The 24,483-nt window shown below is 46.0% G+C and carries 32 protein-coding genes and 1 other annotated feature; of the genes, 31 read left to right on the top strand and 1 reads right to left on the bottom strand.

The features are described from left to right. Nucleotides 1–32: 32 nt before the first annotated feature. The 11 genes from rplA (at nt 33) to tuf (ending at nt 14,953) form a co-directional block, all read left to right on the top strand. Nucleotides 33–731, top strand: a complete 699-nt coding sequence (rplA, locus tag M3191_RS08130) for a 50S ribosomal protein L1 (RefSeq protein ID WP_251699731.1) — start codon at nt 33–35, stop codon at nt 729–731. Nucleotides 732–776: 45 nt separating this feature from the next. Beyond that, nucleotides 777–926, top strand: a sequence feature (ribosomal protein L10 leader region). A 32-nt stretch (nt 927–958) separates the two neighbouring features. Beyond that, nucleotides 959–1,459, top strand: a complete 501-nt coding sequence (gene rplJ / locus M3191_RS08125; protein WP_251699729.1) for a 50S ribosomal protein L10 — start codon at nt 959–961, stop codon at nt 1,457–1,459. A 78-nt stretch (nt 1,460–1,537) separates the two neighbouring features. Next, nucleotides 1,538–1,903: a 50S ribosomal protein L7/L12 gene (rplL, locus tag M3191_RS08120; RefSeq protein ID WP_251699727.1), complete on the top strand. Its 366-nt coding sequence runs from the start codon at nt 1,538–1,540 to the stop codon at nt 1,901–1,903. A 103-nt stretch (nt 1,904–2,006) separates the two neighbouring features. Further along, nucleotides 2,007–2,615: a class I SAM-dependent methyltransferase gene (locus M3191_RS08115; RefSeq protein ID WP_251699725.1), complete on the top strand. Its 609-nt coding sequence runs from the start codon at nt 2,007–2,009 to the stop codon at nt 2,613–2,615. A gap of 213 nt (nt 2,616–2,828) precedes the next feature. Further along, on the top strand, nt 2,829–6,371 hold the full coding sequence (gene rpoB, locus M3191_RS08110; protein ID WP_251695523.1) for a DNA-directed RNA polymerase subunit beta: 3,543 nt from the start codon (nt 2,829–2,831) through the stop codon (nt 6,369–6,371). Nucleotides 6,372–6,479: 108 nt separating this feature from the next. Beyond that, nucleotides 6,480–10,073 (top strand): DNA-directed RNA polymerase subunit beta', encoded by a 3,594-nt coding sequence (rpoC, locus tag M3191_RS08105; RefSeq protein WP_285853265.1) that lies wholly within the window; start codon nt 6,480–6,482, stop codon nt 10,071–10,073. Nucleotides 10,074–10,199: 126 nt separating this feature from the next. Then, nucleotides 10,200–10,448: a ribosomal L7Ae/L30e/S12e/Gadd45 family protein gene (locus tag M3191_RS08100; protein ID WP_251699723.1), complete on the top strand. Its 249-nt coding sequence runs from the start codon at nt 10,200–10,202 to the stop codon at nt 10,446–10,448. A gap of 103 nt (nt 10,449–10,551) precedes the next feature. Then, nucleotides 10,552–10,974 (top strand): 30S ribosomal protein S12, encoded by a 423-nt coding sequence (gene rpsL / locus M3191_RS08095; protein WP_251699721.1) that lies wholly within the window; start codon nt 10,552–10,554, stop codon nt 10,972–10,974. 35 nt (nt 10,975–11,009) lie between these two features. After that, nucleotides 11,010–11,480, top strand: a complete 471-nt coding sequence (rpsG, locus tag M3191_RS08090) for a 30S ribosomal protein S7 (protein WP_251627862.1) — start codon at nt 11,010–11,012, stop codon at nt 11,478–11,480. Nucleotides 11,481–11,559: 79 nt separating this feature from the next. Then, complete coding sequence (gene fusA, locus M3191_RS08085) at nt 11,560–13,638, top strand: elongation factor G (protein ID WP_251699719.1); 2,079 nt, start codon at nt 11,560–11,562, stop codon at nt 13,636–13,638. Nucleotides 13,639–13,765: 127 nt separating this feature from the next. Continuing rightward, entirely contained in the window at nt 13,766–14,953 is a 1,188-nt protein-coding gene (gene tuf / locus M3191_RS08080) for an elongation factor Tu (protein WP_251695520.1), read from the top strand. A gap of 82 nt (nt 14,954–15,035) precedes the next feature. On the opposite strand, the gene M3191_RS08075 is transcribed toward tuf, so the two are convergent. Then, the gene (locus M3191_RS08075) at nt 15,036–15,419 is read right to left on the bottom strand and encodes a hypothetical protein (RefSeq protein WP_251699710.1); all 384 of its coding nucleotides are present in this window, start codon (nt 15,417–15,419) and stop codon (nt 15,036–15,038) included. Nucleotides 15,420–15,778: 359 nt separating this feature from the next. Between M3191_RS08075 and rpsJ the strand changes: the two genes are divergently transcribed. The 20 genes from rpsJ to rpmD all read left to right on the top strand — a co-directional run bounded on the left by rpsJ (nt 15,779) and on the right by rpmD (nt 24,467). Further along, a complete protein-coding gene (gene rpsJ, locus M3191_RS08070) occupies nt 15,779–16,087 on the top strand; it encodes a 30S ribosomal protein S10 (protein ID WP_060203412.1) in 309 nt (102 codons plus the stop codon). A gap of 40 nt (nt 16,088–16,127) precedes the next feature. After that, nucleotides 16,128–16,757: a 50S ribosomal protein L3 gene (rplC, locus tag M3191_RS08065; protein WP_251699708.1), complete on the top strand. Its 630-nt coding sequence runs from the start codon at nt 16,128–16,130 to the stop codon at nt 16,755–16,757. Nucleotides 16,758–16,781: 24 nt separating this feature from the next. Further along, nucleotides 16,782–17,405 (top strand): 50S ribosomal protein L4, encoded by a 624-nt coding sequence (rplD, locus tag M3191_RS08060; protein WP_251699706.1) that lies wholly within the window; start codon nt 16,782–16,784, stop codon nt 17,403–17,405. Then, entirely contained in the window at nt 17,405–17,689 is a 285-nt protein-coding gene (gene rplW / locus M3191_RS08055) for a 50S ribosomal protein L23 (RefSeq protein ID WP_251699704.1), read from the top strand. Before rplD ends, rplW begins: the two co-directional genes overlap by 1 nt. 33 nt (nt 17,690–17,722) lie before the next feature. After that, the gene (rplB, locus tag M3191_RS08050) at nt 17,723–18,553 is read left to right on the top strand and encodes a 50S ribosomal protein L2 (protein WP_251699702.1); all 831 of its coding nucleotides are present in this window, start codon (nt 17,723–17,725) and stop codon (nt 18,551–18,553) included. A gap of 63 nt (nt 18,554–18,616) precedes the next feature. Further along, nucleotides 18,617–18,895 (top strand): 30S ribosomal protein S19, encoded by a 279-nt coding sequence (rpsS, locus tag M3191_RS08045; RefSeq protein WP_147057454.1) that lies wholly within the window; start codon nt 18,617–18,619, stop codon nt 18,893–18,895. A 19-nt stretch (nt 18,896–18,914) separates the two neighbouring features. Next, nucleotides 18,915–19,259, top strand: a complete 345-nt coding sequence (rplV, locus tag M3191_RS08040; protein ID WP_060203423.1) for a 50S ribosomal protein L22 — start codon at nt 18,915–18,917, stop codon at nt 19,257–19,259. A gap of 3 nt (nt 19,260–19,262) precedes the next feature. Next, the gene (gene rpsC, locus M3191_RS08035) at nt 19,263–19,919 is read left to right on the top strand and encodes a 30S ribosomal protein S3 (protein ID WP_251695514.1); all 657 of its coding nucleotides are present in this window, start codon (nt 19,263–19,265) and stop codon (nt 19,917–19,919) included. Between the two features lie 2 nt (nt 19,920–19,921). Continuing rightward, on the top strand, nt 19,922–20,356 hold the full coding sequence (rplP, locus tag M3191_RS08030) for a 50S ribosomal protein L16 (RefSeq protein ID WP_060203427.1): 435 nt from the start codon (nt 19,922–19,924) through the stop codon (nt 20,354–20,356). After that, nucleotides 20,346–20,546 (top strand): 50S ribosomal protein L29, encoded by a 201-nt coding sequence (rpmC, locus tag M3191_RS08025; RefSeq protein WP_009499049.1) that lies wholly within the window; start codon nt 20,346–20,348, stop codon nt 20,544–20,546. Before rplP ends, rpmC begins: the two co-directional genes overlap by 11 nt. A gap of 17 nt (nt 20,547–20,563) precedes the next feature. Beyond that, complete coding sequence (gene rpsQ, locus M3191_RS08020; protein ID WP_251695512.1) at nt 20,564–20,827, top strand: 30S ribosomal protein S17; 264 nt, start codon at nt 20,564–20,566, stop codon at nt 20,825–20,827. 39 nt (nt 20,828–20,866) lie between these two features. After that, a complete protein-coding gene (gene rplN, locus M3191_RS08015) occupies nt 20,867–21,235 on the top strand; it encodes a 50S ribosomal protein L14 (RefSeq protein WP_060203431.1) in 369 nt (122 codons plus the stop codon). Between the two features lie 35 nt (nt 21,236–21,270). Further along, entirely contained in the window at nt 21,271–21,582 is a 312-nt protein-coding gene (rplX, locus tag M3191_RS08010; protein ID WP_251627886.1) for a 50S ribosomal protein L24, read from the top strand. Between the two features lie 26 nt (nt 21,583–21,608). Further along, nucleotides 21,609–22,148: a 50S ribosomal protein L5 gene (rplE, locus tag M3191_RS08005; protein ID WP_251695510.1), complete on the top strand. Its 540-nt coding sequence runs from the start codon at nt 21,609–21,611 to the stop codon at nt 22,146–22,148. Between the two features lie 19 nt (nt 22,149–22,167). Next, nucleotides 22,168–22,353, top strand: a complete 186-nt coding sequence (locus M3191_RS08000) for a type Z 30S ribosomal protein S14 (RefSeq protein ID WP_230498276.1) — start codon at nt 22,168–22,170, stop codon at nt 22,351–22,353. 29 nt (nt 22,354–22,382) lie between these two features. Further along, complete coding sequence (gene rpsH / locus M3191_RS07995) at nt 22,383–22,781, top strand: 30S ribosomal protein S8 (RefSeq protein ID WP_251699700.1); 399 nt, start codon at nt 22,383–22,385, stop codon at nt 22,779–22,781. Nucleotides 22,782–22,811: 30 nt separating this feature from the next. Beyond that, entirely contained in the window at nt 22,812–23,351 is a 540-nt protein-coding gene (rplF, locus tag M3191_RS07990; RefSeq protein WP_251695509.1) for a 50S ribosomal protein L6, read from the top strand. 34 nt (nt 23,352–23,385) lie between these two features. Continuing rightward, entirely contained in the window at nt 23,386–23,748 is a 363-nt protein-coding gene (gene rplR, locus M3191_RS07985; protein ID WP_251627892.1) for a 50S ribosomal protein L18, read from the top strand. Between the two features lie 22 nt (nt 23,749–23,770). Beyond that, a complete protein-coding gene (rpsE, locus tag M3191_RS07980; RefSeq protein ID WP_060203444.1) occupies nt 23,771–24,271 on the top strand; it encodes a 30S ribosomal protein S5 in 501 nt (166 codons plus the stop codon). A 13-nt stretch (nt 24,272–24,284) separates the two neighbouring features. Next, nucleotides 24,285–24,467, top strand: a complete 183-nt coding sequence (gene rpmD, locus M3191_RS07975; RefSeq protein ID WP_251695508.1) for a 50S ribosomal protein L30 — start codon at nt 24,285–24,287, stop codon at nt 24,465–24,467. Nucleotides 24,468–24,483 lie beyond the last annotated feature (16 nt).

The following is a 24,483-nucleotide window of genomic DNA, read 5'->3' as shown; positions in this document are numbered from 1 at the left end:
CCGTTAAAACCACAATCGAGGAGGAAATTTTAATGGCTAAAAGAGGTAAAAAGTTCACTGAAGCGGCAAAGCTTGTCGATCGCACGCAAGTGTATGACATGAAAGAAGCGATTGAGCTTGCAAAGAAAACAAGCACAGTCAACTTTGACGCAACTGTTGAAGTCGCATTCCGTCTTGGAATCGACACTCGTAAAAATGACCAGCAAATCCGTGGGGCAGTTGTGCTTCCGAACGGTACTGGGAAAACTCAACGCGTTCTAGTTTTCGCAAAAGGCGAAAAATTGAAAGAAGCGGAAGCTGCTGGTGCAGACTATGCAGGCGATGCAGAGTTCATCACTAAAATCCAACAAGGCTGGTTCGATTTCGACGTTATCGTTGCAACTCCGGACATGATGGGCGAAGTTGGTAAAATTGGTCGCGTATTGGGACCAAAAGGCTTAATGCCGAACCCTAAAACAGGCACAGTAACATTTGATGTTGCTAAAGCTGTTGCGGAAATCAAAGCAGGTAAAGTTGAATACCGTGCGGACAAAGCTGGTATTATCCACGCTCCGATCGGAAAAGCTTCTTTCGACAACGAAAAGCTTGAAGAAAACTTCAAAACTGTTTTTGAGACAATCCAAAAGGCTAAACCAGCTGCAGCTAAAGGAACTTACATGAAGTCAGTGAACATCACGACTACTATGGGTCCTGCGGTCAAAGTTGATCCGTCAACTGTAGTTGTTAAATAAAAACATTGACAAGCTTGAAATCTTGTAGTAAGATTTCGTTTGTTGTAAACTATATCATTTGTACCGTAGACAGCAGGTGCGTTCAATCGCTTAATCATCCTGCCGAGGACAAGACGCTCATTACTATTTAATGATGACGACTTTTCAGCCCTCGTGGTCTACTTTGTGGATCGCGAGGGCTTTTCATATCGGTATAAATGACCCTAATTTTCATAGGAGGTGTCAAGATGAGCAAAGTATTAGAAGCTAAACAAGCGGTTGTTGATGAAATCTCAGGCAAGTTGAAATCATCGGTTTCAGTTGTCGTAGTCGACTATCGTGGTCTTAACGTGAGCCAAGTAACAGAACTTCGTAAACAGCTTCGTGAAGCAGGCATCGACTTCAAAGTTTATAAAAACTCAATGTCACGCCGTGCTGCTGAAGCGGCTGGACTTGAAGGGTTGAATGAGCATTTGGTAGGACCAAACGCAATCGCATTCTCGACTGAAGATGTTGTTGCTCCTGCTAAAATCCTTAACGACTTCGCTAAGAAGAACGACAAACTTGAAATCAAAGCAGGCGTGATCGAAGGAAACGTCGCTTCTGTTGAAGATGTCAAGGCGTTGGCGGAACTTCCATCACGCGAAGGACTTCTTTCCATGCTACTCAGCGTTCTACAAGCTCCAATGCGCAACTTCGCGCTTGCAACAAAAGCTGTTGCAGAGCAAAAAGAGGAACAAGGCGCTTAAGTTTACTCAAGTTGCCTGAACGACAAAAATATGCGGGGTAATTCCCGACAAAACAAAACCATTTAGGAGGAAAATATAATGACTAATCAACAAATCCTTGACGCGATTAAAGAAATGACAGTTCTTGAATTGAACGACCTTGTAAAAGCTATCGAAGAAGAATTCGGCGTAACTGCTGCAGCTCCAGTTGCAATGATGGGCGGAGCAGGTGCTGGTGAAGCAGCTGCTGAGCAAACTGAATTCGACGTAGTTCTTGCATCTGCAGGAGACCAAAAAATCAAGGTTATCAAAGTTGTTCGTGAAATCACAGGCCTAGGCTTGAAAGAAGCGAAAGAAGTAGTTGATAACGCTCCTAAAGCAATCAAAGAAGGCGTATCTAAAGAAGACGCTGAAGAAATCAAAGCGAAACTTGAAGAAGTTGGCGCTGGCGTAGAAGTTAAGTAATCATTGAATAATGAAGAAAGGCTCGTCAATCTGGACGGGCTTTTCTTCGTTTTTTTATCTACAAGGAAAAATGGGCAACCTTTCGGGAGGAAGGAGAATCAATATGGCTGAACATTACTACTCTAAAAATCCAATAGTGAAAAGTGATCCGAAGGAATGGCAAGCGATATTGCGCAATAACCGGCTGCGGTTCAAGACGGACGCGGGAGTATTCAGCAAAGGGGAAGTGGATTTCGGTTCACGACTGCTAGCGGAATCATTCGAGATGCCTGATGTTGCGGGTGCTGTGCTGGATGTTGGCTGCGGATACGGACCAATCGGATTATCGATCGCCGCATCTTTTCCGGACCGGAGCGTCCATATGGTCGATGTCAATGAAAGGGCAATGGCGCTCGCCAATGAAAACGCCAAACTGAACGACATAAGGAATGTGTCAATTTACCCGAGTGATGCATTATCGGCTGTAGAGGCAGAGGGTTTCGCTGCGATATTGACGAATCCGCCGATCCGGGCAGGAAAAGAGACGGTATTCAAAATTTACGACGGAGCTTTTTCCAAATTGGCTGCTGGAGGAGAATTGTGGGTCGTCATTCAAAAGAAGCAAGGGGCTCCTTCGACAATGGAGCATTTGACGCAGGTTTTCGGAAGTGTGGAAACCGTGGGGAAGAAAAAAGGATATTTTATACTTAAGGCCCAAAAAACCTTGACCTGAGTGTTTTCTTGTGCTAGTATTGTAAAATGCATAAATAATATAATGCGGTCGTGTGCCCTTTTGCATAAGATTTGGAAATCTAAGGCATACTGGCAATGGATAAAAGATTGTTAAACCGAAAATGAGCTCTTGCCAGAACTCGTTTTCTTTTTGTTTTTTCGATATCATACACTATTTTTATGATTTCGCAAAGGACTAATATTGTTTTGAGGGGTGAAAGAGTTGACAGGTCATTTAGTTCAGTATGGTCAACACCGTCAGCGCAGAAGTTTCGCGCGGATCAATGAAGTTCTCGAGCTGCCGAATTTGATTGAAATCCAGACGGCATCTTATGAGTGGTTCTTGGAAGAAGGATTACGGGAAATGTTCCGTGATATTTCTCCGATCCAGGATTTCACAGGTAATCTTTCGTTGGAATTCATTGATTATCAACTTGGTGAACCGAAATACCCTGTTGATGAGTCGAAAGAGCGTGACGTTACGTATGCAGCACCGCTGCGCGTAAAAGTGCGATTGCATAACAAGGAAACGGAAGAAGTGAAAGAACAGGACGTTTTCATGGGTGACTTCCCGCTTATGACGGAAAACGGAACGTTCATCATCAACGGTGCGGAAAGGGTCATCGTCTCCCAGCTTGTAAGGTCCCCGAGTGTCTACTTCAATGATAAGACGGATAAGAATGGTAAGCGCGGATTTGCTGCGACTGTCATTCCGAACCGCGGTGCTTGGCTCGAGTACGAGACTGACGCGAAAGATGTAGTCCACGTCCGAATTGACCGTACCCGTAAATTGCCGATAACAGTCCTTCTTCGAGCGCTTGGATTTTCGACGGATCAAGAAATCATTGATTTGATTGGAGATAATGAGTACTTGCGCAACACGCTTGAAAAGGATAATACGGAAACTTCGGAGAAAGCCTTGCTTGAAATCTACGAGCGTCTCCGTCCAGGTGAACCTCCGACGTTGGATAGCGCACGAAGCCTGCTGTACTCCCGCTTCTTCGACCCGAAAAGGTATGACTTGGCGAATGTCGGCCGTTATAAAATGAACAAGAAGCTCCATCTGCAAAACCGTCTGTTCAATCAAACAGTTGCAGAAACACTTGCAGACCCTGAAACAGGTGAAATTCTAGTTGAGAAAGATCAGCTGCTAGACCGTCGGACATTGGATCGTCTATTGCCTCATCTTGAAAAAGGTGTCGGCATCCAGGAAATAACGCATGTTGGCGGTGTTCTGGAAGAAGACATCACAATCCAGACAATCAAGATCTATGCTCCGAAGAGTGAAGAGAAGCAAGAGATCAATGTCATCTCGAATGCGAGTATCGATGAGTCGGTGAAGCACGTGACGCCCGCGGACATTGTGGCTTCTATCAGCTATTTCTTCAACTTGCTCCATGGAGTTGGAAATACGGATGATATCGACCATCTTGGTAACCGTCGTCTGCGTTCAGTCGGTGAGTTGCTTCAAAACCAATTCCGAATTGGATTATCCCGTATGGAACGTGTCGTTAAAGAGCGTATGTCCATCAATGACACTCAATCAATCGTGCCTCAGCAGTTGATCAATATAAGACCGGTCATCGCTTCCATTAAAGAATTCTTTGGTAGCTCACAGCTATCCCAATTCATGGACCAGACGAATCCGCTTGCCGAATTGACGCATAAGCGACGTCTGTCAGCGCTAGGACCAGGCGGATTGACAAGGGAGCGCGCGGGCATGGAAGTCCGTGACGTCCACTATTCCCACTACGGACGCATGTGTCCGATTGAAACGCCGGAGGGTCCGAACATCGGATTGATCAACTCCCTTTCAACGTTTGCGAGAGTGAATAAGTTCGGTTTCATTGAAACTCCTTATCGGAAGGTTGACCCTGAAACAGGACGCGTCACTCACCAAATCGACTATTTGACTGCGGATATCGAGGATAACTATGTCGTCGCGCAGGCAAATGCGCCGCTTAACGAAGATGGTTCCTACGTCAACGAAGAAGTTGTCGGCCGTTTCCAAGGGGATAACACAGTATTCAAACGTGAGCAGATCGACTATATGGATGTTTCTCCTAAGCAAGTCGTTTCTGCCGCTACAGCATGTATCCCGTTCCTTGAGAACGACGACTCCAACCGTGCCTTGATGGGTGCGAACATGCAACGTCAAGCTGTACCTTTGTTGAATCCTGAAGCCCCGTTTGTCGGAACTGGTATGGAACACGTATCTGCACGTGACTCTGGAGCTGCAGTAATTGCCAAATACCACGGCATCGTCGAGCACGTCGAGGCAAGGGAAATCCGGATCCGCCGCATTGAAACTGTGGATGGCAAAGAAGTGAAGGGCGACTTGACGATTTATCGACTTGATAATTTCATCCGCTCCAACCAAGGGACTTGCTATAACCAACGTCCGATCGTCAGCGTCGGAGATCGTGTGCAACCGCGCGATATCCTTGCAGACGGACCTTCGATGGATAGCGGGGAGCTCGCTTTGGGCCGAAACGTCCTTACTGCCTTCATGACATGGGACGGTTATAACTATGAAGATGCCATCATCATGAGTGAACGTCTTGTGAAAGATGATGTCTTTACATCGATCCATATCGAAGAATATGAATCGGAAGCTCGGGACACGAAACTTGGACCTGAAGAGATTACGAGGGACATTCCGAACGTCGGGGAAGAAGCCCTTCGCAACTTGGATGACCGCGGCATTATCCGTATTGGTGCAGAAGTTCGCGACGGTGACATCCTCGTCGGAAAAGTGACACCAAAAGGAGTAACTGAACTGACAGCTGAAGAAAGACTTCTTCATGCGATCTTCGGTGAAAAAGCACGAGAAGTACGTGATACTTCATTGCGTGTTCCTCATGGTGCTGGCGGAATCGTTCTTGACGTAAAAGTGTTCAATCGTGAAGATGGGGACGAATTGCCGCCGGGCGTCAACCAGCTCGTCCGTGCATATATCGTACAGAAGCGTAAGATTTCAGTTGGGGATAAGATGGCTGGACGCCATGGTAACAAAGGGGTTATTTCGCGCATCTTGCCTGAATCGGATATGCCATACCTTCCGGACGGCACGCCGATCGACGTCATGTTGAACCCACTTGGTGTACCTTCCCGTATGAATATTGGACAGGTATTGGAAATGCATCTTGGAATGGCTGCTCGAAACCTTGGCATCCATATGGCTTCGCCGGTATTTGACGGAGCGAATGAAGAAGATGTGTGGAGCACCATGGAAGAAGCCGGCATGAACCGGGACGGAAAGACGATCCTTTACGATGGCCGCTCAGGCGAGCCATTTGACAGCCGTGTATCTGTCGGTGTCATGTATTTGATCAAGCTTGCCCATATGGTCGACGACAAGCTTCATGCTCGGTCTACTGGACCTTACTCGCTCGTTACGCAACAACCGCTCGGAGGGAAAGCCCAATTCGGCGGTCAGCGTTTCGGGGAGATGGAAGTGTGGGCGCTTGAAGCTTATGGTGCCGCTTATACACTGCAAGAAATCCTTACTGTCAAGTCAGATGACGTTGTCGGCCGTGTGAAGACGTACGAAGCAATCGTCAAAGGTCAAAGCGTCCCTCAACCGGGTGTCCCTGAATCGTTCAAAGTATTGATCAAAGAACTTCAGAGCCTTGGGTTGGACGTGAAGATGCTGACAGAGGAGTTTGAAGAAATCGAAATGCGCGATCTCGATGATGACGATGATATGCAACCAACAGACGCATTGAATCTCATGGCTGAAGATCAAACGGTTTGATGGAGATATAGTTTGTGCAATTGGATAGGGGAGCTCGGAACGCTCCTCTATCTTACTAATAAAGATGTGAGTCCATCGCGGAGATAAGATAAGAGGGAGGTAGGCTCCTTGATAGATGTAAACAATTTTGAGTATATGAAAATCGGCCTTGCTTCACCGGATAAAATTCGTTCTTGGTCTTACGGTGAAGTGAAAAAGCCCGAAACGATCAACTATCGTACGTTAAAGCCCGAGAAAGACGGTCTGTTCTGTGAAAGGATCTTCGGACCTACGAAAGACTGGGAATGTCATTGCGGGAAATATAAACGCGTCCGTTACAAAGGCGTCGTCTGTGATCGATGCGGCGTTGAAGTGACTAGGCAAAAAGTGCGCCGTGAACGTATGGGGCATATCGAACTTGCAGCACCTGTCACGCACATTTGGTATTTCAAAGGCATCCCGAGCAGAATGGGTCTTATTCTTGATATGACACCGCGTGCGCTGGAAGAAATCATTTATTTCGCATCCTACGTCGTTGTCGATCCGGCGGACACGCCACTTGAACGAAAACAATTGCTTTCCGAGAAGGAATTCAGGCTCTACCGTGAAAAGTATGGTTCTAAATTCCAGGCGCTCATGGGGGCAGAGGCGATTGAGCAACTATTGAGGGCAATTGATTTGGACAAAGAAACGGAAAGTCTGAAGGAAGAGTTGAAGACAGTTCAAGGTCAACGTCGTACACGTGCGATCAGACGCTTGGAAGTCGTCGAATCTTTCCGTAACTCCGGAAACCGTCCTGAATGGATGGTTCTTGAAGTGTTGCCGGTCATCCCTCCTGAATTGCGTCCGATGGTTCAGTTGGATGGCGGCCGTTTTGCCACATCCGATTTGAACGATCTTTACCGGAGAGTCATTAACCGGAATAACCGATTGAAGCGTCTTCTTGACCTTGGCGCACCTGGCATCATCGTGCAGAACGAAAAACGTATGCTCCAGGAAGCTGTCGATGCGCTCGTTGATAATGGGCGACGCGGACGTCCGGTTACAGGACCAGGAAATCGTCCGTTGAAATCCCTCTCCCACATGTTGAAAGGGAAGCAAGGTCGCTTCCGTCAAAACCTATTGGGTAAACGGGTCGATTATTCCGGCCGTTCAGTTATCGTTGTTGGACCGAACTTGAAAATGTATCAATGCGGCCTTCCGAAAGAGATGGCCATTGAATTGTTCAAGCCTTTCGTTATGAAGGAATTGGTCGAACGCGGACTGGCACATAACATCAAGAGTGCGAAACGCAAGATTGAACGTTTGCATTCTGAAGTTTGGGATGTCCTTGAAGACGTCATCAAAGAGCATCCGGTCTTACTGAACCGTGCTCCTACCCTTCATAGACTTGGAATTCAGGCATTCGAACCGTTATTGGTCGAAGGCCGTGCCATTCAGCTTCATCCACTCGTATGTACGGCTTATAACGCCGACTTCGACGGAGACCAAATGGCTGTTCACGTTCCGCTTTCAGCAGAGGCTCAAGCTGAAGCGCGTCTGCTTATGCTTGCAGCGCAAAACATCCTGAACCCGAAAGACGGTAAGCCAGTCGTTACTCCATCACAGGATATGGTGTTGGGCAACTACTACCTTACGTTGGAAAGGGAAGGGTCCATCGGCGAAGGGTCGATTTTCAGCAATATGAACGAGGCTTTGATTGCATATCAAACAGGTCATGTCCATTTGCATACGAGGATCGCCGTCCAAGCTGGTTCTTTGAACAACCCTACATTCACGGAAGAACAGAACCGCAAGCTTTTATTAACAACAATCGGGAAGCTCATTTTCAATGAAATCCTTCCTGAGACGTTCCCATACATCAATGAACCGACGGATCATAATCTACAGATTGAAACGCCGGATAAATACTTCATCGATGGAACAGTTAATATTAGAGAACATATTCAAAACGCGGAGATCGTCCTTCCGTTCCGTAAAAAGATCCTTGGAAACATCATCGCGGAAATCTTCAAGAAGTTCCATATTACGGAAACTTCAAGAATGCTTGATCGGATGAAGAACCTAGGCTTTAAATATTCAACTCGCGCAGGCATCACGGTCGGTATTTCAGATATCGTCGTATTGCCGAACAAAGACGACATCTTGAAAGAAGCTCAAGACAAAGTGGATAAAGTGACGCAGCAATTCCGCCGTGGTCTCATTACGGAGGAAGAGCGTTATGACCGTGTCATCTCCTACTGGAGCAATGCAAAGGACGTCATACAGGATAAACTGATGGACTCTCTTGAAAATACAAACCCTATTTACATGATGAGTGACTCAGGTGCCCGTGGTAACGCGTCCAACTTTACACAGCTCGCGGGAATGCGGGGACTGATGGCCAACCCGGCAGGACGGATCATCGAGTTGCCGATCAAGTCTTCGTTCCGTGAAGGATTGACAGTACTCGAGTACTTCATTTCCACTCACGGTGCCCGTAAAGGTCTTGCGGATACAGCGTTGAAAACTGCCGACTCCGGTTACTTGACACGCCGTCTCGTAGACGTTGCGCAAGATGTCATCGTACGCGAAGACGATTGCGGAACGGACAGAGGTCTGCAAATCAGCGCGCTTACCGAAGGAACAGAAGTCATCGAAACGTTGGAAGAGCGTATTGAAGGCCGTCATACGAAGAAAACGATCCGTCATCCGGAAACGGGCGAAGTGATTGTTCCGAAAGATGGTCTTATCACTGCCGATCTTTCAAATGAAATCATCAGCGCTGGCATCGAAACAATTACAATCCGCTCTGCGTTCACTTGTAATACAAAACACGGTGTTTGTAAAAAATGTTACGGCATCAATCTTGCGACAGGGGAAACGGTTGAAGTTGGTGAAGCGGTCGGAATCATCGCTGCGCAATCAATCGGTGAGCCTGGTACACAGCTGACGATGCGTACATTCCATACAGGTGGAGTTGCCGGCGATGACATCACATCCGGTCTTCCGCGTATCCAGGAGATTTTCGAATCCCGGAATCCGAAAGGGCAAGCGGTCATCTCTGAAATCAAAGGTGAAGTCACCGAGATTGACGAAATCCGTGAAGGCCAGAAGGAAATTACGATTCAAGGGGAAGTCGAGACGCGTAAATATCTCGCTCCATACAATGCCCGCTTGAAAGTGCAAGTCGGCGATTCAATCGATCGCGGGGACAGCATTACTGAAGGTTCCATCGATCCGAAAGAATTGATCGTTGTCAAAGACGTAGCGACTGTACAAGAATACCTTCTAAAAGAAGTTCAAAAAGTATACCGTATGCAAGGTGTTGAAATCGGTGATAAGCACGTTGAAGTGATGGTACGCCAAATGCTTCGCAAAGTGCGCGTCATCGAAGCGGGCGACACGGATCTACTTCCGGGCTCGTTGCTTGACATCCACCAATTCGCCGAAGCGAACGCCAAAGTATTGAAAAGCGGGAAAGTGCCGGCTACATCACGTCCGGTCATTCTCGGTATTACGAAAGCATCGCTTGAAACCGAATCCTTCTTGTCGGCAGCATCCTTCCAAGAAACGACTCGCGTCCTAACAGATGCGGCAATCAAAGGAAAAACGGATGAATTGCTCGGCCTTAAGGAGAACGTCATCATCGGTAAGCTTGTTCCAGCCGGAACGGGCATGCAACGCTATCGCCAGATCAAGATGGAGCAAGAAGAACAGGCGACAGCTGCGGTAATTGAGTAAGTGATATTTGAATGGGGAGAGAAAATTTCCTCTCCCCATTTTTTATTAATTGTTGACATGCATCTTTGTAGATGGTAATATACAAAAGGTTGATAGTTGAATGTCTGTACTTTGGAGGATGTACGAATGTCTTATGAAAAAGTCGAGCAGGCAAAGAAGACAATCATCGGTACAAAGCAAACAGTGAAAGCGATAAAATCTGGCGTGGTGAAGGAAGTCGTCATTGCGAAAGATGTCGAAGAGAAGCTGATCGAACCGGTAATCGGTGAAGCAGCCAAACATGGCATCCAAGTGAGTTATGTCGATTCGAGGGAAAAGCTCGGTCTGGCATGCGGCATTCAAGTCGGTGCGTCCGTCGTCGCCATTACTGTATAATAGTTTTTGTGTGATGAAACACACAAAGACTTTGTTTTTACCCCAAAAATGAACCACCTGGATGTGTGGTCTTACAAAAAGCACAGTGAAAGGAGGAAATCCGATGCCTACAATTAACCAATTGGTCCGTAAACCTCGTAAATCGAAATCGGACAGTTCCAAGGCACCAGCACTCGGAAAAAGCTATAACAGCTTCAAAAAGTCGATGACTAACGTCAACTCGCCACAAAAAAGAGGTGTTTGTACTCGTGTGGGTACAATGACTCCGAAGAAACCAAACTCGGCTCTTCGTAAATATGCGCGTGTACGTTTGACAAACACTTTGGAAGTTAACGCATATATCCCTGGTGAAGGTCACAACCTTCAAGAGCACAGCGTTGTTCTTATCCGCGGAGGACGTGTAAAAGACTTACCGGGTGTTCGTTACCATATCGTTCGTGGTGCACTTGATACTGCTGGTGTAACTGGCCGTATGCAAAGCCGTTCACAATACGGTGCGAAAAAACCTAAAGCAAAGAAAAACTAATAACGGAATGATCATTTCGAAAGGAGGAAAACAATATGCCTCGTAAAGGTCCTGTTGCAAAACGCGACGTATTACCGGATCCAATTTACAATTCCAAGCTTGTCACTCGTCTTATCAACAAAATGATGGTAGACGGTAAAAAAGGTACATCACAAAAAATCCTCTATGGTGCGTTTGAACTTGTTCAAGAACGCTCAGGTAAAGACCCTATAGAAGTATTTGAAGCAGCATTGAACAATGTTATGCCAGTGCTTGAAGTACGTGCTCGCCGTGTCGGTGGTGCGAACTACCAAGTTCCGGTCGAAGTTCGCCCTGAACGCCGTACAACTCTCGGTTTGCGTTACCTTGTGAACTACTCCCGCTCACGTGGTGAGAAAACGATGGAAGAACGTCTTGCGAATGAAATCCTTGATGCTTCCAACAACACAGGTGCTTCCGTGAAACGCCGTGAAGAAATGCACAAGATGGCAGAAGCGAACAAAGCATTCGCTCACTATCGCTGGTAAGATCGGACGGTTTATCTACTATTCGCGCTTATGCGTGATTGATTGACACCTTAATCCGAAACGGAAGGAGTTATACAAAATGGCTAGAGAGTTCTCCTTAGAGAATACTCGTAACATTGGTATCATGGCTCACATCGACGCCGGTAAGACGACGACGACTGAGCGGATCCTTTTTTACACAGGTAAGATCCATAAGATTGGTGAAACGCACGAAGGGGCTTCCCAAATGGACTGGATGGAGCAGGAGCAAGAGCGTGGAATCACGATCACTTCTGCTGCGACAACAGCTGCATGGAAAGGCCACCGTGTTAACATCATCGATACACCAGGACACGTAGACTTCACTGTTGAAGTTGAACGTTCACTTCGTGTATTGGATGGTGCTGTAACGGTACTTGACGCTCAATCGGGCGTTGAACCACAAACGGAAACTGTTTGGCGTCAAGCGACAAACTACAAAGTTCCACGTCTTGTTTTCGTTAACAAGATGGATAAAACAGGTGCGGACTTCCTTTACTCTGTAGGCACTCTTCATGATCGTCTACAAGCAAATGCTGTTCCTATCCAACTTCCAATCGGTGCTGAGGATAATTTCAGCGGCATCATTGACCTTGTTGAAATGAAAGCGACTATGTACGGTAATGACCTGGGAACAGATGTTACCGTTGGTGATATTCCGGCAGAGTACCTTGAGCAAGCTGAAGAGTACCGTGAAAAATTAATCGAAGCGATCGTAGATTTCGATGAAGACCTCATGGAAAAATACCTCGGCGGCGAAGAGTTGACAATCCCTGAGATTAAAAATGCTATCCGTAAAGCGACACTTGCGGTAGAGTTCTACCCAGTTGTGTGCGGTACGGCTTTCAAAAACAAAGGTGTTCAATTAGTCCTCGACGCAGTTGTCGACTACTTGCCATCACCAATCGATATTCCTCCAATGATGGGTACTAACCCGGATACGGAAGCAGAAGAAGAGCGTCATTCAAGCGACGAAGAGCCGTTTTCTGCTCTAGCGTTCAAAGTTATGACAGACCCTTATGTCGGTAAGCTTACATTCTTCCGTGTATATTCTGGAGTTCTTCAGTCAGGTTCATATGTTATGAACTCTTCAAAAGGTAAGCGTGAGCGTGTAGGGCGTATCCTGCAAATGCACGCAAACTCCCGTGAAGAAATCGCTGAAGTACATTCTGGCGAAATTGCAGCGGCAGTCGGTTTGAAAGATACTGGAACAGGTGACACGCTTTGTGACGACAAAGCACCGATCATCCTTGAGTCCATGGATTTCCCAGAACCGGTTATCTCTGTTGCAATCGAACCGAAAACTAAAGGTGACCAAGATAAGATGGGTAACGCCCTTGCGAAATTGCAAGAGGAAGACCCGACTTTCCGTGCGCACACTGACCAAGAAACAGGCGAAGTCATCATCGCTGGTATGGGTGAACTTCACCTCGATATCATCGTTGACCGTCTACGTCGTGAGTTCAAGGTAGATGCAAACGTAGGTGCACCACAAGTTTCTTACCGTGAAACATTCCGTACTGCTGCGGAAGTTGAAGGGAAGTTCGTTCGTCAATCCGGTGGTCGTGGTCAATACGGTCACGTTTGGATCGAGTTCTCGCCAAACGAAGAAGGAAAAGGTTTCGAATTCGTCAACGCTGTCGTCGGTGGTGTTGTTCCTCGTGAATACATCGGATCCGTTGAAGCGGGAGTTCGTGATTCCTTGAACAATGGTGTTCTTGCAGGTTATCCGTTGATCGACGTAAAAGCTCGTCTATTCGATGGCTCTTACCATGACGTCGACTCCAACGAGATGGCGTTCAAGATCGCTGCTTCCATGGCACTTAAAAATGCAGCTGCAAAATGTAACCCAGTTCTTCTTGAGCCGATGATGAAAGTTGAAGTTATCATTCCTGAAGAATACATGGGCGACATCATGGGTGATATCACATCACGCCGTGGTCGCGTGGAAGGTATGGACGCTCGCGGTAACGCACAAGTTGTCCGTGCAATGGTTCCACTTGCAGAGATGTTCGGTTACGCAACTTCACTTCGTTCGAATACACAAGGTCGTGGAGTATTCTCCATGTCATTCGATCACTATGAAGATGTTCCGAAATCAGTTGCAGAAGAAGTCATCAAGAAAAATAAAGGTGAATAATTAATATTCATCCTTGTTTCCATCATTGATTACTTGTAAGATATGGATAGTTGGAGGGAATTGCTTCTCCAGCATCCATGCTTATAAAAACTAAAAAACATTCATATTTTTAAGGAGGAATTCCACAATGGGTAAAGAGAAATTCGATCGCTCCAAGGAGCATGCTAACGTTGGAACAATCGGTCACGTTGACCATGGTAAAACAACTTTGACTGCTGCAATCGCAACAGTTCTTTCGAAAAAAATGGGTGGAACAGCGAAATCATACGCTGACGTTGATAACGCGCCAGAAGAAAAAGAGCGTGGAATCACAATCAATACTTCACACATCGAGTATGAAACAGAAAAGCGCCACTACGCGCACGTTGACTGCCCAGGTCACGCTGACTACGTTAAGAACATGATCACTGGTGCAGCACAAATGGACGGCGGGATCCTAGTTGTTTCTGCAGCTGACGGCCCAATGCCACAAACTCGTGAGCACATCCTTCTTTCACGTCAAGTAGGTGTTCCTTACCTAGTTGTATTCATGAACAAATGTGACATGGTTGACGACGAAGAGCTTCTTGAGCTAGTCGAAATGGAAATCCGTGACCTTCTTTCTGAGTATGAGTTCCCTGGCGACGACATTCCTGTCATCAAAGGTTCTGCTCTTAAAGCACTTGAAGGTGAGCCTGAGTGGGAAGAGAAAATCGTTGAGCTTATGAACGCTGTTGACGAGTACATCCCAACACCACCACGTGACACTGAAAAACCATTCATGATGCCTGTTGAGGACGTATTCTCAATCACAGGCCGTGGTACAGTTGCTACTGGACGTGTTGAGCGTGGAGTAGTTAAAATCGGTGACGTTGTAGACATCATCGGTTTGACTGAAGAGCCAAAATCAACTACTGTAACAGGTGTTGAAATGTTCCGTAAGCTTCTTGACTATGCAGAAGCTGGCGACAACATCGGTGCACTTCTTCGTGGAGTTTCCCGTGAAGACATCGAGCGTGGACAAGTACTTGCTAAACCAGGTACAATCACTCCACATACTAAATTCAAATCAGAAGTATACGTTCTTTCAAAAGAAGAGGGTGGACGTCACACTCCATTCTTCTCTAACTACCGCCCACAGTTCTACTTCCGTACAACTGACGTAACTGGTATCATCCAACTTCCAGAAGGCGTGGAAATGGTTATGCCTGGCGACAACGTTGAAATGACAGTTGAACTTATCGCTCCAATCGCGATTGAAGAAGGTACTAAATTCTCAATCCGTGAAGGTGGACGTACAGTAGGCGCTGGCGTTGTAGCAACAATCGAAAAGTAATAAACGATAAAACCCCGCACTGATCATGCGGGGTTTTTCTTTTGGTGAAACTTTAAATTAGTCGAAGGCATTTGGCGCGACTTTATGTGGGACTGATCATGGAGTGCAGCCGCGGTAAAACGAGCTCAAAGTGAACACTCCTACGCACAAAGTCAGTTGCTTTGCGATCAAAGAGGACACTCCCACGCCCAAAGCGGGCTGCATCGTGCTCAAAGTAATTCGCTCCCGCGTCCAAAGTAAGGCGTTCCGCGCCTAAAGCGAGCTGTTGTACGTCCATAACGAGGTTTTGCACGTCCAAAGTAAGCTGTTCCGCGTCCAAAGAAGCCGCCTGCGCGTCCAAAGTAAGCTGTTCCGCGTCCAAAGAAGCCACCCGCACGTCCAAAGTAAGCTGTTCCGCGTCCAAAGAAGCCGCCCGCACGTCCAAAGCAAGCTGTCCCGCGTCCAAAGAAGCTGCCTGCGCGTCCAAAGCAAACCATCACGCATCCAAACAACTCATTCCTATCTGCTACCAATACAATAAACTAACCTCAACGATCCCTATATTACAAACAAAGCTACGATTCGTTCAAATCCAAGCTATTTTTCACTCAAAATCCTACAAAACAGTTGTATTATGAGTAGCATCCTATTATAATTAAAAAGCTGCGAAAAGAATTTCACCAAAAGGGTTGCGGGATTCTTTTTCATTGTGTATAATGTTGAATGTTGGTCTTTGACTGCGATGAAGCGAGAGGTTGCCGACACACCCGGCCGCTTTGCCATGGCAAGTGTGTGGGAAATTTTCGTGGAGAATGTCTAGAAAATAGGCGAGAAGGAGGGAAAATAATGGCAAAACAGAAGATTCGTATCCGTTTAAAAGCATATGATCACAGAATTCTTGATCAGTCAGCTGAAAAGATTGTAGAAACAGCAAAACGTTCAGGTGCAAGCGTGTCAGGTCCGATTCCACTTCCAACTGAAAGATCTGTTTATACAGTACTTCGTGCGGTACATAAGTACAAAGATTCGCGCGAGCAGTTCGAAATGCGTACGCATAAACGTCTTATCGATATCGTTAACCCGACACCACAAACTGTCGATGCGTTGATGAAACTCGATCTACCATCTGGCGTTGACATTGAAATCAAACTTTAATCGATAAAATAAAACTTACTAAAATCAGGAGGTGTGACAAATGACCAAAGGAATCTTAGGGAGAAAAGTCGGCATGACGCAAATTTTTGCTGAAAACGGCGATCTCATTCCAGTTACTGTGATTGAAGCTGCTCCAAACGTTGTTCTTCAAAAGAAGACGAACGAAACAGACGGCTACGAAGCAATCCAGCTTGGATTCGACGACAAACGTGAAAAGCTTGCAAACAAACCTGAAAAAGGCCACGTTGCAAAAGCTGAAACGGCACCTAAGCGCTTCATTCGCGAATTCCGCGGATTTGATGTAGCTGGGTATGAAGTTGGTCAGGAAGTCAAAGTCGATACATTCGCTGAAGGCGATATCGTCGACATTACAGGAGTATCAAAAGGTAAAGGGTTCCAAGGTGTTATTAAACGCCACGGTTACTCACGCGGACCAATGAGTCACGGTTCCCGATTCCACCGTGCACCAGGTTCACTAGGTGCGGTTGACGGACAACGTGTATTCAAAGGTAAAAAATTACCGGGACGTACTGGTGGAGACACTGTGACGATCCAAAACCTTGAAATCGTACGAGTTGACGCTGAGCGTAACTTGCTACTAATTAAAGGTAATGTTCCAGGAGCACGCAAATCACTGATCACAGTGAAAAGCGCAATCAAAGGGAACTAATTCTTAAAGGAAGGAGGAAACATAATGCCTAAAGTATCCGTACTAAGTCAGACAGGTTCTTCAGTTGGCGATATCGAATTGAACGAAGCGATTTTCGGAATCGAGCCAAATGAAGCTGTCCTATTTGAAGCATTGGTTCAACAACGCGCATCATTGCGCCAAGGGAACCATAAAGTAAAAACTCGCGCGGAAGTTGCTGGCGGTGGCCGTAAACCATGGCGCCAAAAAGGAACTGGACGTGCACGTCAAGGTTCAATCCGTTCACCACAATGGCGTGGAGGCGGTATCGTATTTGGTCCATCTCAAAGAAGCTACAGCTACAAGCTTCCTAAGAAAGTCCGTCGTTTGGCACTCCTTTCAGCACTTTCTACGAAAGTACGCGATGAGGAAATCATCGTATTGGACGCACTTACATTCGACGCACCAAAAACAAAAGAATTTACAAAGGTCCTTACAGATCTTTCTATTGATAGAAAAGCATTGTTCGTAACAGCTGATCTTGACGAAGCGGTGGCATTGTCCGCTCGAAACATCCCTGGAATCAGTGTTGTTACAGCAAACAGCATCAACGTTCTTGACCTTGTTGCTCATGACAAGCTTGTCATCACAAAAGATGCAGTCCAAAAAATTGAGGAGGTGCTTGGTTAATGGAAGCACGTGATGTCCTAAAACGTCCGGTCATTACCGAGCGTTCTTCAGAACAAATGGAATTTAAAAAGTACACTTTCGAAATCGATACTCGCGCTAACAAAACACATGTGAAGCAAGCTATCGAAGAAATCTTCGGAGTAAAAGTTGAGAAAGTCAACGTACAAAACTACAAAGGCAAGTTCAAACGTATGGGCAAGCATGCTGGCTACACAAACAAACGCCGCAAAGCGATCGTAACGTTGACTGCTGATTCAAAAGACATCGAACTATTCGAAATCTAATTGACTCGTAAATAAACAAAGGAGGGAACACCAATGGCGATTAAGAAATACAAACCTACCTCCAACGGACGTCGTAACATGACTAGCTCTGACTTCTCTGCAATCACTACAGATAAGCCTGAAAAATCATTGCTTGAACCGGTAAAACGGAAAGGCGGCCGTAACAACCAAGGTAGGACTACTGTTCGTCACCAAGGTGGAGGCCATAAGCGCCAATACCGTGTCATCGATTTCCAACGTCGGAAAGATGGCATTCCAGGACGCGTTGCTACGATCGAATACGATCCGAACCGTTCTGCTAATATCGCTCTAATCAACTACGTTGATGGAGAAAAACGTTATATCCTTGCTCCAAAAGGTTTGGAAGTGGGCATGACTGTCATGTCAGGACCTGAAGCGGACATCCGCGTAGGGAACGCTCTTCCACTTGAAAACATTCCGATGGGTTCTACAATCCACAACATCGAAATGAAACCAGGTAAAGGTGGACAGTTGGTACGTTCTGCAGGTACATCCGCTCAGCTTCTAGGACGTGAAGGCAAATACGTAATCATCCGTCTGCAATCTGGAGAAGTTCGTATGATCCTATCAACTTGCCGTGCTACAATCGGTCAAGTAGGTAACGAGCAACACGAATTGATCAACATCGGTAAAGCAGGTCGTTCACGCTGGATGGGCAAACGTCCAACTGTACGTGGATCTGTCATGAACCCTAACGATCACCCGCACGGTGGTGGTGAAGGACGTACTCCAATCGGTCGTCCAAGCCCAGTTACACCTTGGGGTAAACCAACTCTTGGTTTCAAAACTCGTAAGAAAAACAACAAATCCGACAAACTTATCGTTCGTCGCCGTAAAAAATAATGTGATGACACTGCGGTTCGATAAGAGGACCGTAGTACACTCATCACGGAGGGAGGTTTTTCCATGGGCCGCAGCTTGAAGAAAGGACCTTTTGCAGATGATCATCTACTAAAAAAGGTCGACGCTCAAAAAGATGCACAAAAGAAACAGGTCATTAAAACTTGGTCTCGCCGTTCCACAATTTTCCCATCCTTCATCGGATTGACTATTGCTGTATATGACGGACGCAAGCACGTACCTGTCTATGTGACTGAAGATATGGTTGGTCACAAACTCGGTGAATTCGTACCAACGCGCACATATAAAGGTCATGGCGCTGACGATAAGAAAACAAGACGTTAATTGAGAGGAGGTTATTCTGATGCAACAAGCAAAAGCTACTGCCCGCACAGTCCGTATTGCTCCTCGCAAAGTCCGTTTGGTCGTTGATCTTATCCGGGGCAAGAAAATCGGTGAAGCTGTCGCGATTCTACGCCTGACGCCTAAAGCGGCATCGCCGGTTGTAGAAAAAGTATTGAAATCAGCAATCGCTAACGCTGAACACAACTATGAGATGGATGTTGAGAACATGATCGTCAGCGAAGTTTTCGTTGATGAAGGTCCAACAATGAAACGTTTCCGTCCACGAGCACAAGGTCGTGCAAGTGCGATCAACAAACGTACTAGCCACATTACAGTAGTGGTATCCGAAAAGAAGGAGGGGTAATTCGTGGGTCAAAAAGTACATCCTAATGGTTTACGGGTTGGCATCATTCGTGACTGGGATTCGAAATGGTATGCAGAGAAAGACTATGCGACTCTTTTACACGAAGACTTGAAAATCCGTGAGTACATCGAAAAACGCCTTGTTGACGCAGCAGTTTCCAAAGTGGAAATCGAACGTGCAGCAAAGCGTGTCAATATTACAATCCACACTGCGAAGCCGGGTATGGTGATCGGTAAAGGCGGTTCTGAAGTCGAAGCACTTCGTAAATCGTTGAATGATATCACTGGCAAGCGTGTACACATCAATATTGTAGAAATCAAACGTGCTGATCTTGACGCGAAATTGGTTGCAGAATCAATCGCACGCCAATTGGAAAGCCGTGTTTCATTCCGTCGTGCTCAAAAACAAGCAATCCAACGTACAATCCGTTCTGGTGCAAAAGGAATTAAAACTCAAGTTTCCGGACGTCTTGGCGGTGCTGACATCGCTCGTGCGGAACACTACAGTGAAGGTACTGTTCCCCTTCATACATTACGTGCAGACATTGACTATGCACACGCAGAAGCTGACACTACATATGGTAAGCTTGGCGTAAAAGTATGGATTTACCGGGGAGAAGTCCTTCCAGTGAAGAAGAACTCTGGGGAAGGAGGCAACTAATTATGTTAATGCCTAAACGCGTTAAATATCGTCGTGTATTCCGTGGTAAAATGCGCGGAACTACAAAAGGCGGAGCATCTGTGCAATTCGGTGAGTTTGGCCTGCAAGCAACTGAGTCAGGTTGGATCACGAACCGCCAAATCGAATCCGCTCGTATCGCAATGACACGTTACATGAAACGTGGCGGTAAAGTATGGATCAACATTTTCCCACACAAGCCATATACGAAAAAGCCTCTTGAAGTCCGGATGGGTTCCGGTAAAGGTGCTGTAGAAGGCTGGGTGGCAGTAGTAAAACCAGGTCGCGTAATGTTTGAAATCGCAGGTGTGTCAGAAGAGGTTGCTCGTGAAGCACTTCGTCTCGCATCTCACAAACTGCCCGTGAAGAGCAAGTTTGTAAAACGTGAAGAAATTGGTGGTGAATCTAATGAAAGCTAAAGAAATCCGTGACTTAACAACTGCAGAAATCGAGCAAAAAGTGAAATCACTGAAAGAAGAGCTTTTCAACCTTCGCTTCCAATTAGCGACAGGACAATTAGAAAACACTGCACGCATCCGTGAAGTACGCAAATCGATTGCGCGCATGAAAACTGTAATACGTCAAAGAGAGATCAGTGCAAATAACTGATGAAGGAGGTTGCAGCCATGACTGAGCGTAACCAGCGCAAAGTATATACAGGCCGTGTAGTATCCGACAAAATGGATAAAACGGTTACCGTAATGGTAGAGACACATAAAAAACATACTTTATACGGAAAACGTGTAAAGTACTCGAAGAAATTCAAGGCCCATGACGAACTGAATGAAGCGAAAATCGGCGATGTAGTTCGCATTATGGAAACTCGTCCACTTTCAGCTACAAAACGTTTCCGCCTTATCGAGATTGTCGAAAAAGCGGTCATCATCTAATATCGTTCGGAAAGTAAATTCCGAGAGGAGGTAGCCTCAATGATTCAACAAGAAAGCCGTATGAAAGTTGCCGATAACTCAGGTGCACGTGAAGTTCTAACAATTAAAGTACTTGGTGGAACAGGTCGTAAAACTGCTAATATCGGGGACATCGTTGTTGTAACAGTGAAAAAAGCAACACCAGGTGGCGTTGTCAAGAAAGGCGACGTTGTCAAAGCTGTTATCGTCCGCACGAAAAGCGGAGTACGTCGTAAAGATGGCTCCTACATTACGTTCGACGAAAACGCATGTGTTATCATCCGTGATGACAAGAGCCCACGTGGAACACGTATTTTCGGACCGGTTGCACGCGAATTGCGCGACAGCAACTTCATGAAAATTATTTCACTAGCTCCAGAAGTTCTTTAATCACATGACAGTGCCAATCAAGGAGGTGCGATGAAATGCACGTTAAAAAAGGCGATAAAGTTATGGTCATCACCGGAAAAGACAAAGGTAAGACCGGAGTAATCTTAGCTGCTTTCCCTAAGAAGGATCGCGTGCTTGTAGAAGGCGTCAACATTGTTAAGAAACATACAAAGCCAAACCAAGCAAATCCTCAAGGCGGAATCGTCAGCCAAGAGGCAGCTATCCATGTATCCAACGTCATGCCAATCGATCCTAAAACAGGCGAGCCTACTCGCGTAGGATACAAAATTGTAGATGGCAAAAAGATTCGTATTGCTAAAAAATCCGGTGAAGCACTGGACAAATGAGTAATGGATGAAAGGAGGTCCAACTGATGAGCCGATTAAAAGAGAAATTTTCGAAAGAAGTCACACCTGCTCTTATGAGCAAGTTTGAATATACTTCAGTAATGCAAGTACCAAAAGTAGATAAAATCGTCATCAACATGGGTGTTGGTGATGCTGTTCAAAATACAAAAGCGCTTGACGCGGCAGTAGAAGATCTAACGATTATTTCCGGTCAAAAACCAGTTGTAACAAAAGCGAAAAAATCAATCGCTGGATTCCGTCTTCGTGAAGGAATGCCGATTGGAGCAAAAGTTACATTGCGCGGTGAACGTATGTATGAATTCCTGGACAAGCTGATCTCAGTTTCACTTCCACGTGTTCGTGACTTCCGAGGCGTTTCGAAAAAATCATTCGACGGTCGCGGCAACTACACACTTGGTGTGAAAGAACAGCTGATTTTCCCTGAAATCGACTACGATAAAGTATCTAAAGTACGAGGAATGGATATCGTCATCGTTACGACTGCTAACTCTGATGAAGAAGCACGCGAGTTGCTAACGCAGTTCGGCATGCCGTTCCAAAAGTAAACTAGAGGGAGGCGAAAACGTGGCTAAGAAATCAATGATCGTTAAACAGAAACGTACGCAAAAGTTCAAGGTTCAAGAATATACACGTTGCGAGCGATGTGGTCGTCCGCACTCCGTATATCGTAAATTTAAACTTTGCCGTATTTGTTTCCGAGAACTCGCATATAAGGGACAAATTCCTGGCGTTAAAAAAGCTAGTTGGTAATCCCCTAACTTGGGAAGGAGGTTAATGGAATGACAATGAGTGATCCTATCGCAGATATGCTTACACGCATCCGTAACGCGAACATGGTTCGTCACGAGAAGCTTGAGGTACCTGCTTCAAATATGAAAAAAGAAATCGCTGAAATCTTGAAACGTGAAGGTTTCGTCCGCGATGTTGAATATGTGGAAGATAGCAAACAAGGCATTATCCGCATTTTCCTTAAATATGGTCAAAACAACGAGCGTGTTATCACTGGTCTTAAACGTATCTCAAAACCTGGTCTTCGTGTTTATGCTAAAACAAATGAAGTACCTAAAGTTTTGAATGGCCTTGGTATCGCCCTTGTATCCACGTCGAACGGTGTCCTTACTGATAAGGAAGCACGCGCGAAACAAGTAGGCGGAGAAGTCGTAGCTTACGTTTGGTAATCTGTAACAATTGAATGGAGGTGCAATAGGATGTCCCGAATTGGTAAACGTCCGATCGAGGTACCTGAAAACGTGACAGTTACTATCTCTGATAACAACGAAGTCACTGTTAAAGGCCCGAAAGGCGAACTTACAAATACATTTAACACTGATATTAAAATCGAACAGGAAGGCAACGTCATCACTTTGACTCGCCCATCTGAATCGAAAGAACACCGTTCCATCCACGGAACTACTCGTTCCCTTCTGGACAATATGGTAACTGGTGTATCAAAAGGTTTTGAACGTACACTTGAACTTGTCGGGGTTGGTTACCGTGCACAGCTTCAAGGCACAAAGCTTGTATTGAACGTAGGTTACTCCCACCCGGTTGAGTTTACACCGGAAGAAGGAGTTACAGTTGAAGTACCTGCTAATACGAAAATCATCGTTCGCGGTATTAACAAAGAGCGCGTCGGTGCATTGGCTTCTAACATTCGTAAAGTACGTCCACCTGAGCCGTATAAAGGTAAAGGTATTAAGTACGAAGGCGAAATTATCCGTCGTAAAGAAGGAAAAACAGGTAAATAATGCCGCGTAAAGGCATTCGGAAGGAGTGACCACGATGATCACGAAACAAGATAAGAACGCTGTCCGCAAAAAACGTCACGCACGTGTGCGTACGAAAATCAGCGGAACTCCAGCGCGTCCACGCTTGAATGTTTATCGTTCAAACAAACATATCTATGCACAACTAATCGACGATATGAATGGCGTTACGATTGCTAGTGCTTCCACTATGGATAAAGGGTTCGATATGGACTCTAAGGCGAATGCTGAAGCAGCAGCTAAAGTCGGCGAGATGATCGCGAAGAAAGCCGTTGAAAAGGATGTCAAATCGGTTGTTTTCGACCGTGGCGGATACCTATTCCACGGCCGTGTGAAAGCTCTTGCAGACGCAGCACGCGAAAATGGACTTGAATTTTAATTAAGAAGGAGGGACATATTTCATGCGTCGTAATGATCAGAATAGAAGTGAATTCGAAGAACGCGTAGTAACGATCAACCGCGTAGCGAAAGTGGTAAAGGGTGGACGTCGTTTCCGCTTCACAGCACTTGTCGTTGTCGGCGATAAAAACGGCCGCGTCGGTTTTGGAACAGGGAAAGCGCAAGAGGTTCCTGATGCTATCCGTAAAGCAATCGAAGATGCGAAGAAGAACTTGATCGAAGTGCCAATGGTTAAAGGAACGACTCCACACGAAATTATTGGACGTTTCGGTGCAGGTCAAATCCTTATCAAACCGGCAGCACCTGGTACAGGAGTAATCGCCGGAGGACCTGTCCGTGCGGTACTTGAACTTGCAGGAATCACGGATATCCTTTCAAAATCCTTGGGGTCAAGCACGCCGATCAACATGGTCCGTGCAACAATTGAAGGATTGAAGAATTTGAAACGCGCTGAAGAGGTTGCTAAATTGCGCGGTAAATCCGTAGAAGAACTGTTAGGTTAAGGGGGGAAACACTATGGCGAACAAACTTGAAATCACCCTTACGAAAAGTGTAATCGGCTCAAAGCCAGCACAACGTAAAACAGTTGAAGCTCTCGGTCTGCGTAAGTTGAACCAGACAGTTGAACATCAAGACAATGTAGCAATCCGTGGCATGATCAGCAAGGTTAGCCACTTAGTCACTGTTAAAGAACAATAATGCACATTTTCGATAT

The organism is Sporosarcina luteola (assembly GCF_023715535.1).
GTDB lineage: Bacteria > Bacillota > Bacilli > Bacillales_A > Planococcaceae > Sporosarcina > Sporosarcina luteola_B.
This window is presented reverse-complemented; position numbering and strand designations above follow the sequence as displayed.

What these genes read in the sequence shown, in the direction of transcription:
- rplA (WP_251699731.1), top strand. Translation starts at nt 33, where the DNA reads ATGGCTAAAAGAGGTAAAAAGTTCACTGAAGCGGCAAAGCTTGTCGAT.
- rplJ (WP_251699729.1), top strand. Translation starts at nt 959, where the DNA reads ATGAGCAAAGTATTAGAAGCTAAACAAGCGGTTGTTGATGAAATCTCA.
- rplL (WP_251699727.1), top strand. Translation starts at nt 1,538, where the DNA reads ATGACTAATCAACAAATCCTTGACGCGATTAAAGAAATGACAGTTCTT.
- M3191_RS08115 (WP_251699725.1), top strand. Translation starts at nt 2,007, where the DNA reads ATGGCTGAACATTACTACTCTAAAAATCCAATAGTGAAAAGTGATCCG.
- M3191_RS08100 (WP_251699723.1), top strand. Translation starts at nt 10,200, where the DNA reads ATGTCTTATGAAAAAGTCGAGCAGGCAAAGAAGACAATCATCGGTACA.
- rpsL (WP_251699721.1), top strand. Translation starts at nt 10,552, where the DNA reads ATGCCTACAATTAACCAATTGGTCCGTAAACCTCGTAAATCGAAATCG.
- rpsG (WP_251627862.1), top strand. Translation starts at nt 11,010, where the DNA reads ATGCCTCGTAAAGGTCCTGTTGCAAAACGCGACGTATTACCGGATCCA.
- fusA (WP_251699719.1), top strand. Translation starts at nt 11,560, where the DNA reads ATGGCTAGAGAGTTCTCCTTAGAGAATACTCGTAACATTGGTATCATG.
- tuf (WP_251695520.1), top strand. Translation starts at nt 13,766, where the DNA reads ATGGGTAAAGAGAAATTCGATCGCTCCAAGGAGCATGCTAACGTTGGA.
- rpsJ (WP_060203412.1), top strand. Translation starts at nt 15,779, where the DNA reads ATGGCAAAACAGAAGATTCGTATCCGTTTAAAAGCATATGATCACAGA.
- rplC (WP_251699708.1), top strand. Translation starts at nt 16,128, where the DNA reads ATGACCAAAGGAATCTTAGGGAGAAAAGTCGGCATGACGCAAATTTTT.
- rplD (WP_251699706.1), top strand. Translation starts at nt 16,782, where the DNA reads ATGCCTAAAGTATCCGTACTAAGTCAGACAGGTTCTTCAGTTGGCGAT.
- rplW (WP_251699704.1), top strand. Translation starts at nt 17,405, where the DNA reads ATGGAAGCACGTGATGTCCTAAAACGTCCGGTCATTACCGAGCGTTCT.
- rplB (WP_251699702.1), top strand. Translation starts at nt 17,723, where the DNA reads ATGGCGATTAAGAAATACAAACCTACCTCCAACGGACGTCGTAACATG.
- rpsS (WP_147057454.1), top strand. Translation starts at nt 18,617, where the DNA reads ATGGGCCGCAGCTTGAAGAAAGGACCTTTTGCAGATGATCATCTACTA.
- rplV (WP_060203423.1), top strand. Translation starts at nt 18,915, where the DNA reads ATGCAACAAGCAAAAGCTACTGCCCGCACAGTCCGTATTGCTCCTCGC.
- rplP (WP_060203427.1), top strand. Translation starts at nt 19,922, where the DNA reads ATGTTAATGCCTAAACGCGTTAAATATCGTCGTGTATTCCGTGGTAAA.
- rpmC (WP_009499049.1), top strand. Translation starts at nt 20,346, where the DNA reads ATGAAAGCTAAAGAAATCCGTGACTTAACAACTGCAGAAATCGAGCAA.
- rpsQ (WP_251695512.1), top strand. Translation starts at nt 20,564, where the DNA reads ATGACTGAGCGTAACCAGCGCAAAGTATATACAGGCCGTGTAGTATCC.
- rplN (WP_060203431.1), top strand. Translation starts at nt 20,867, where the DNA reads ATGATTCAACAAGAAAGCCGTATGAAAGTTGCCGATAACTCAGGTGCA.
- rplX (WP_251627886.1), top strand. Translation starts at nt 21,271, where the DNA reads ATGCACGTTAAAAAAGGCGATAAAGTTATGGTCATCACCGGAAAAGAC.
- rplE (WP_251695510.1), top strand. Translation starts at nt 21,609, where the DNA reads ATGAGCCGATTAAAAGAGAAATTTTCGAAAGAAGTCACACCTGCTCTT.
- rpsH (WP_251699700.1), top strand. Translation starts at nt 22,383, where the DNA reads ATGACAATGAGTGATCCTATCGCAGATATGCTTACACGCATCCGTAAC.
- rplF (WP_251695509.1), top strand. Translation starts at nt 22,812, where the DNA reads ATGTCCCGAATTGGTAAACGTCCGATCGAGGTACCTGAAAACGTGACA.
- rplR (WP_251627892.1), top strand. Translation starts at nt 23,386, where the DNA reads ATGATCACGAAACAAGATAAGAACGCTGTCCGCAAAAAACGTCACGCA.
- rpsE (WP_060203444.1), top strand. Translation starts at nt 23,771, where the DNA reads ATGCGTCGTAATGATCAGAATAGAAGTGAATTCGAAGAACGCGTAGTA.
- rpmD (WP_251695508.1), top strand. Translation starts at nt 24,285, where the DNA reads ATGGCGAACAAACTTGAAATCACCCTTACGAAAAGTGTAATCGGCTCA.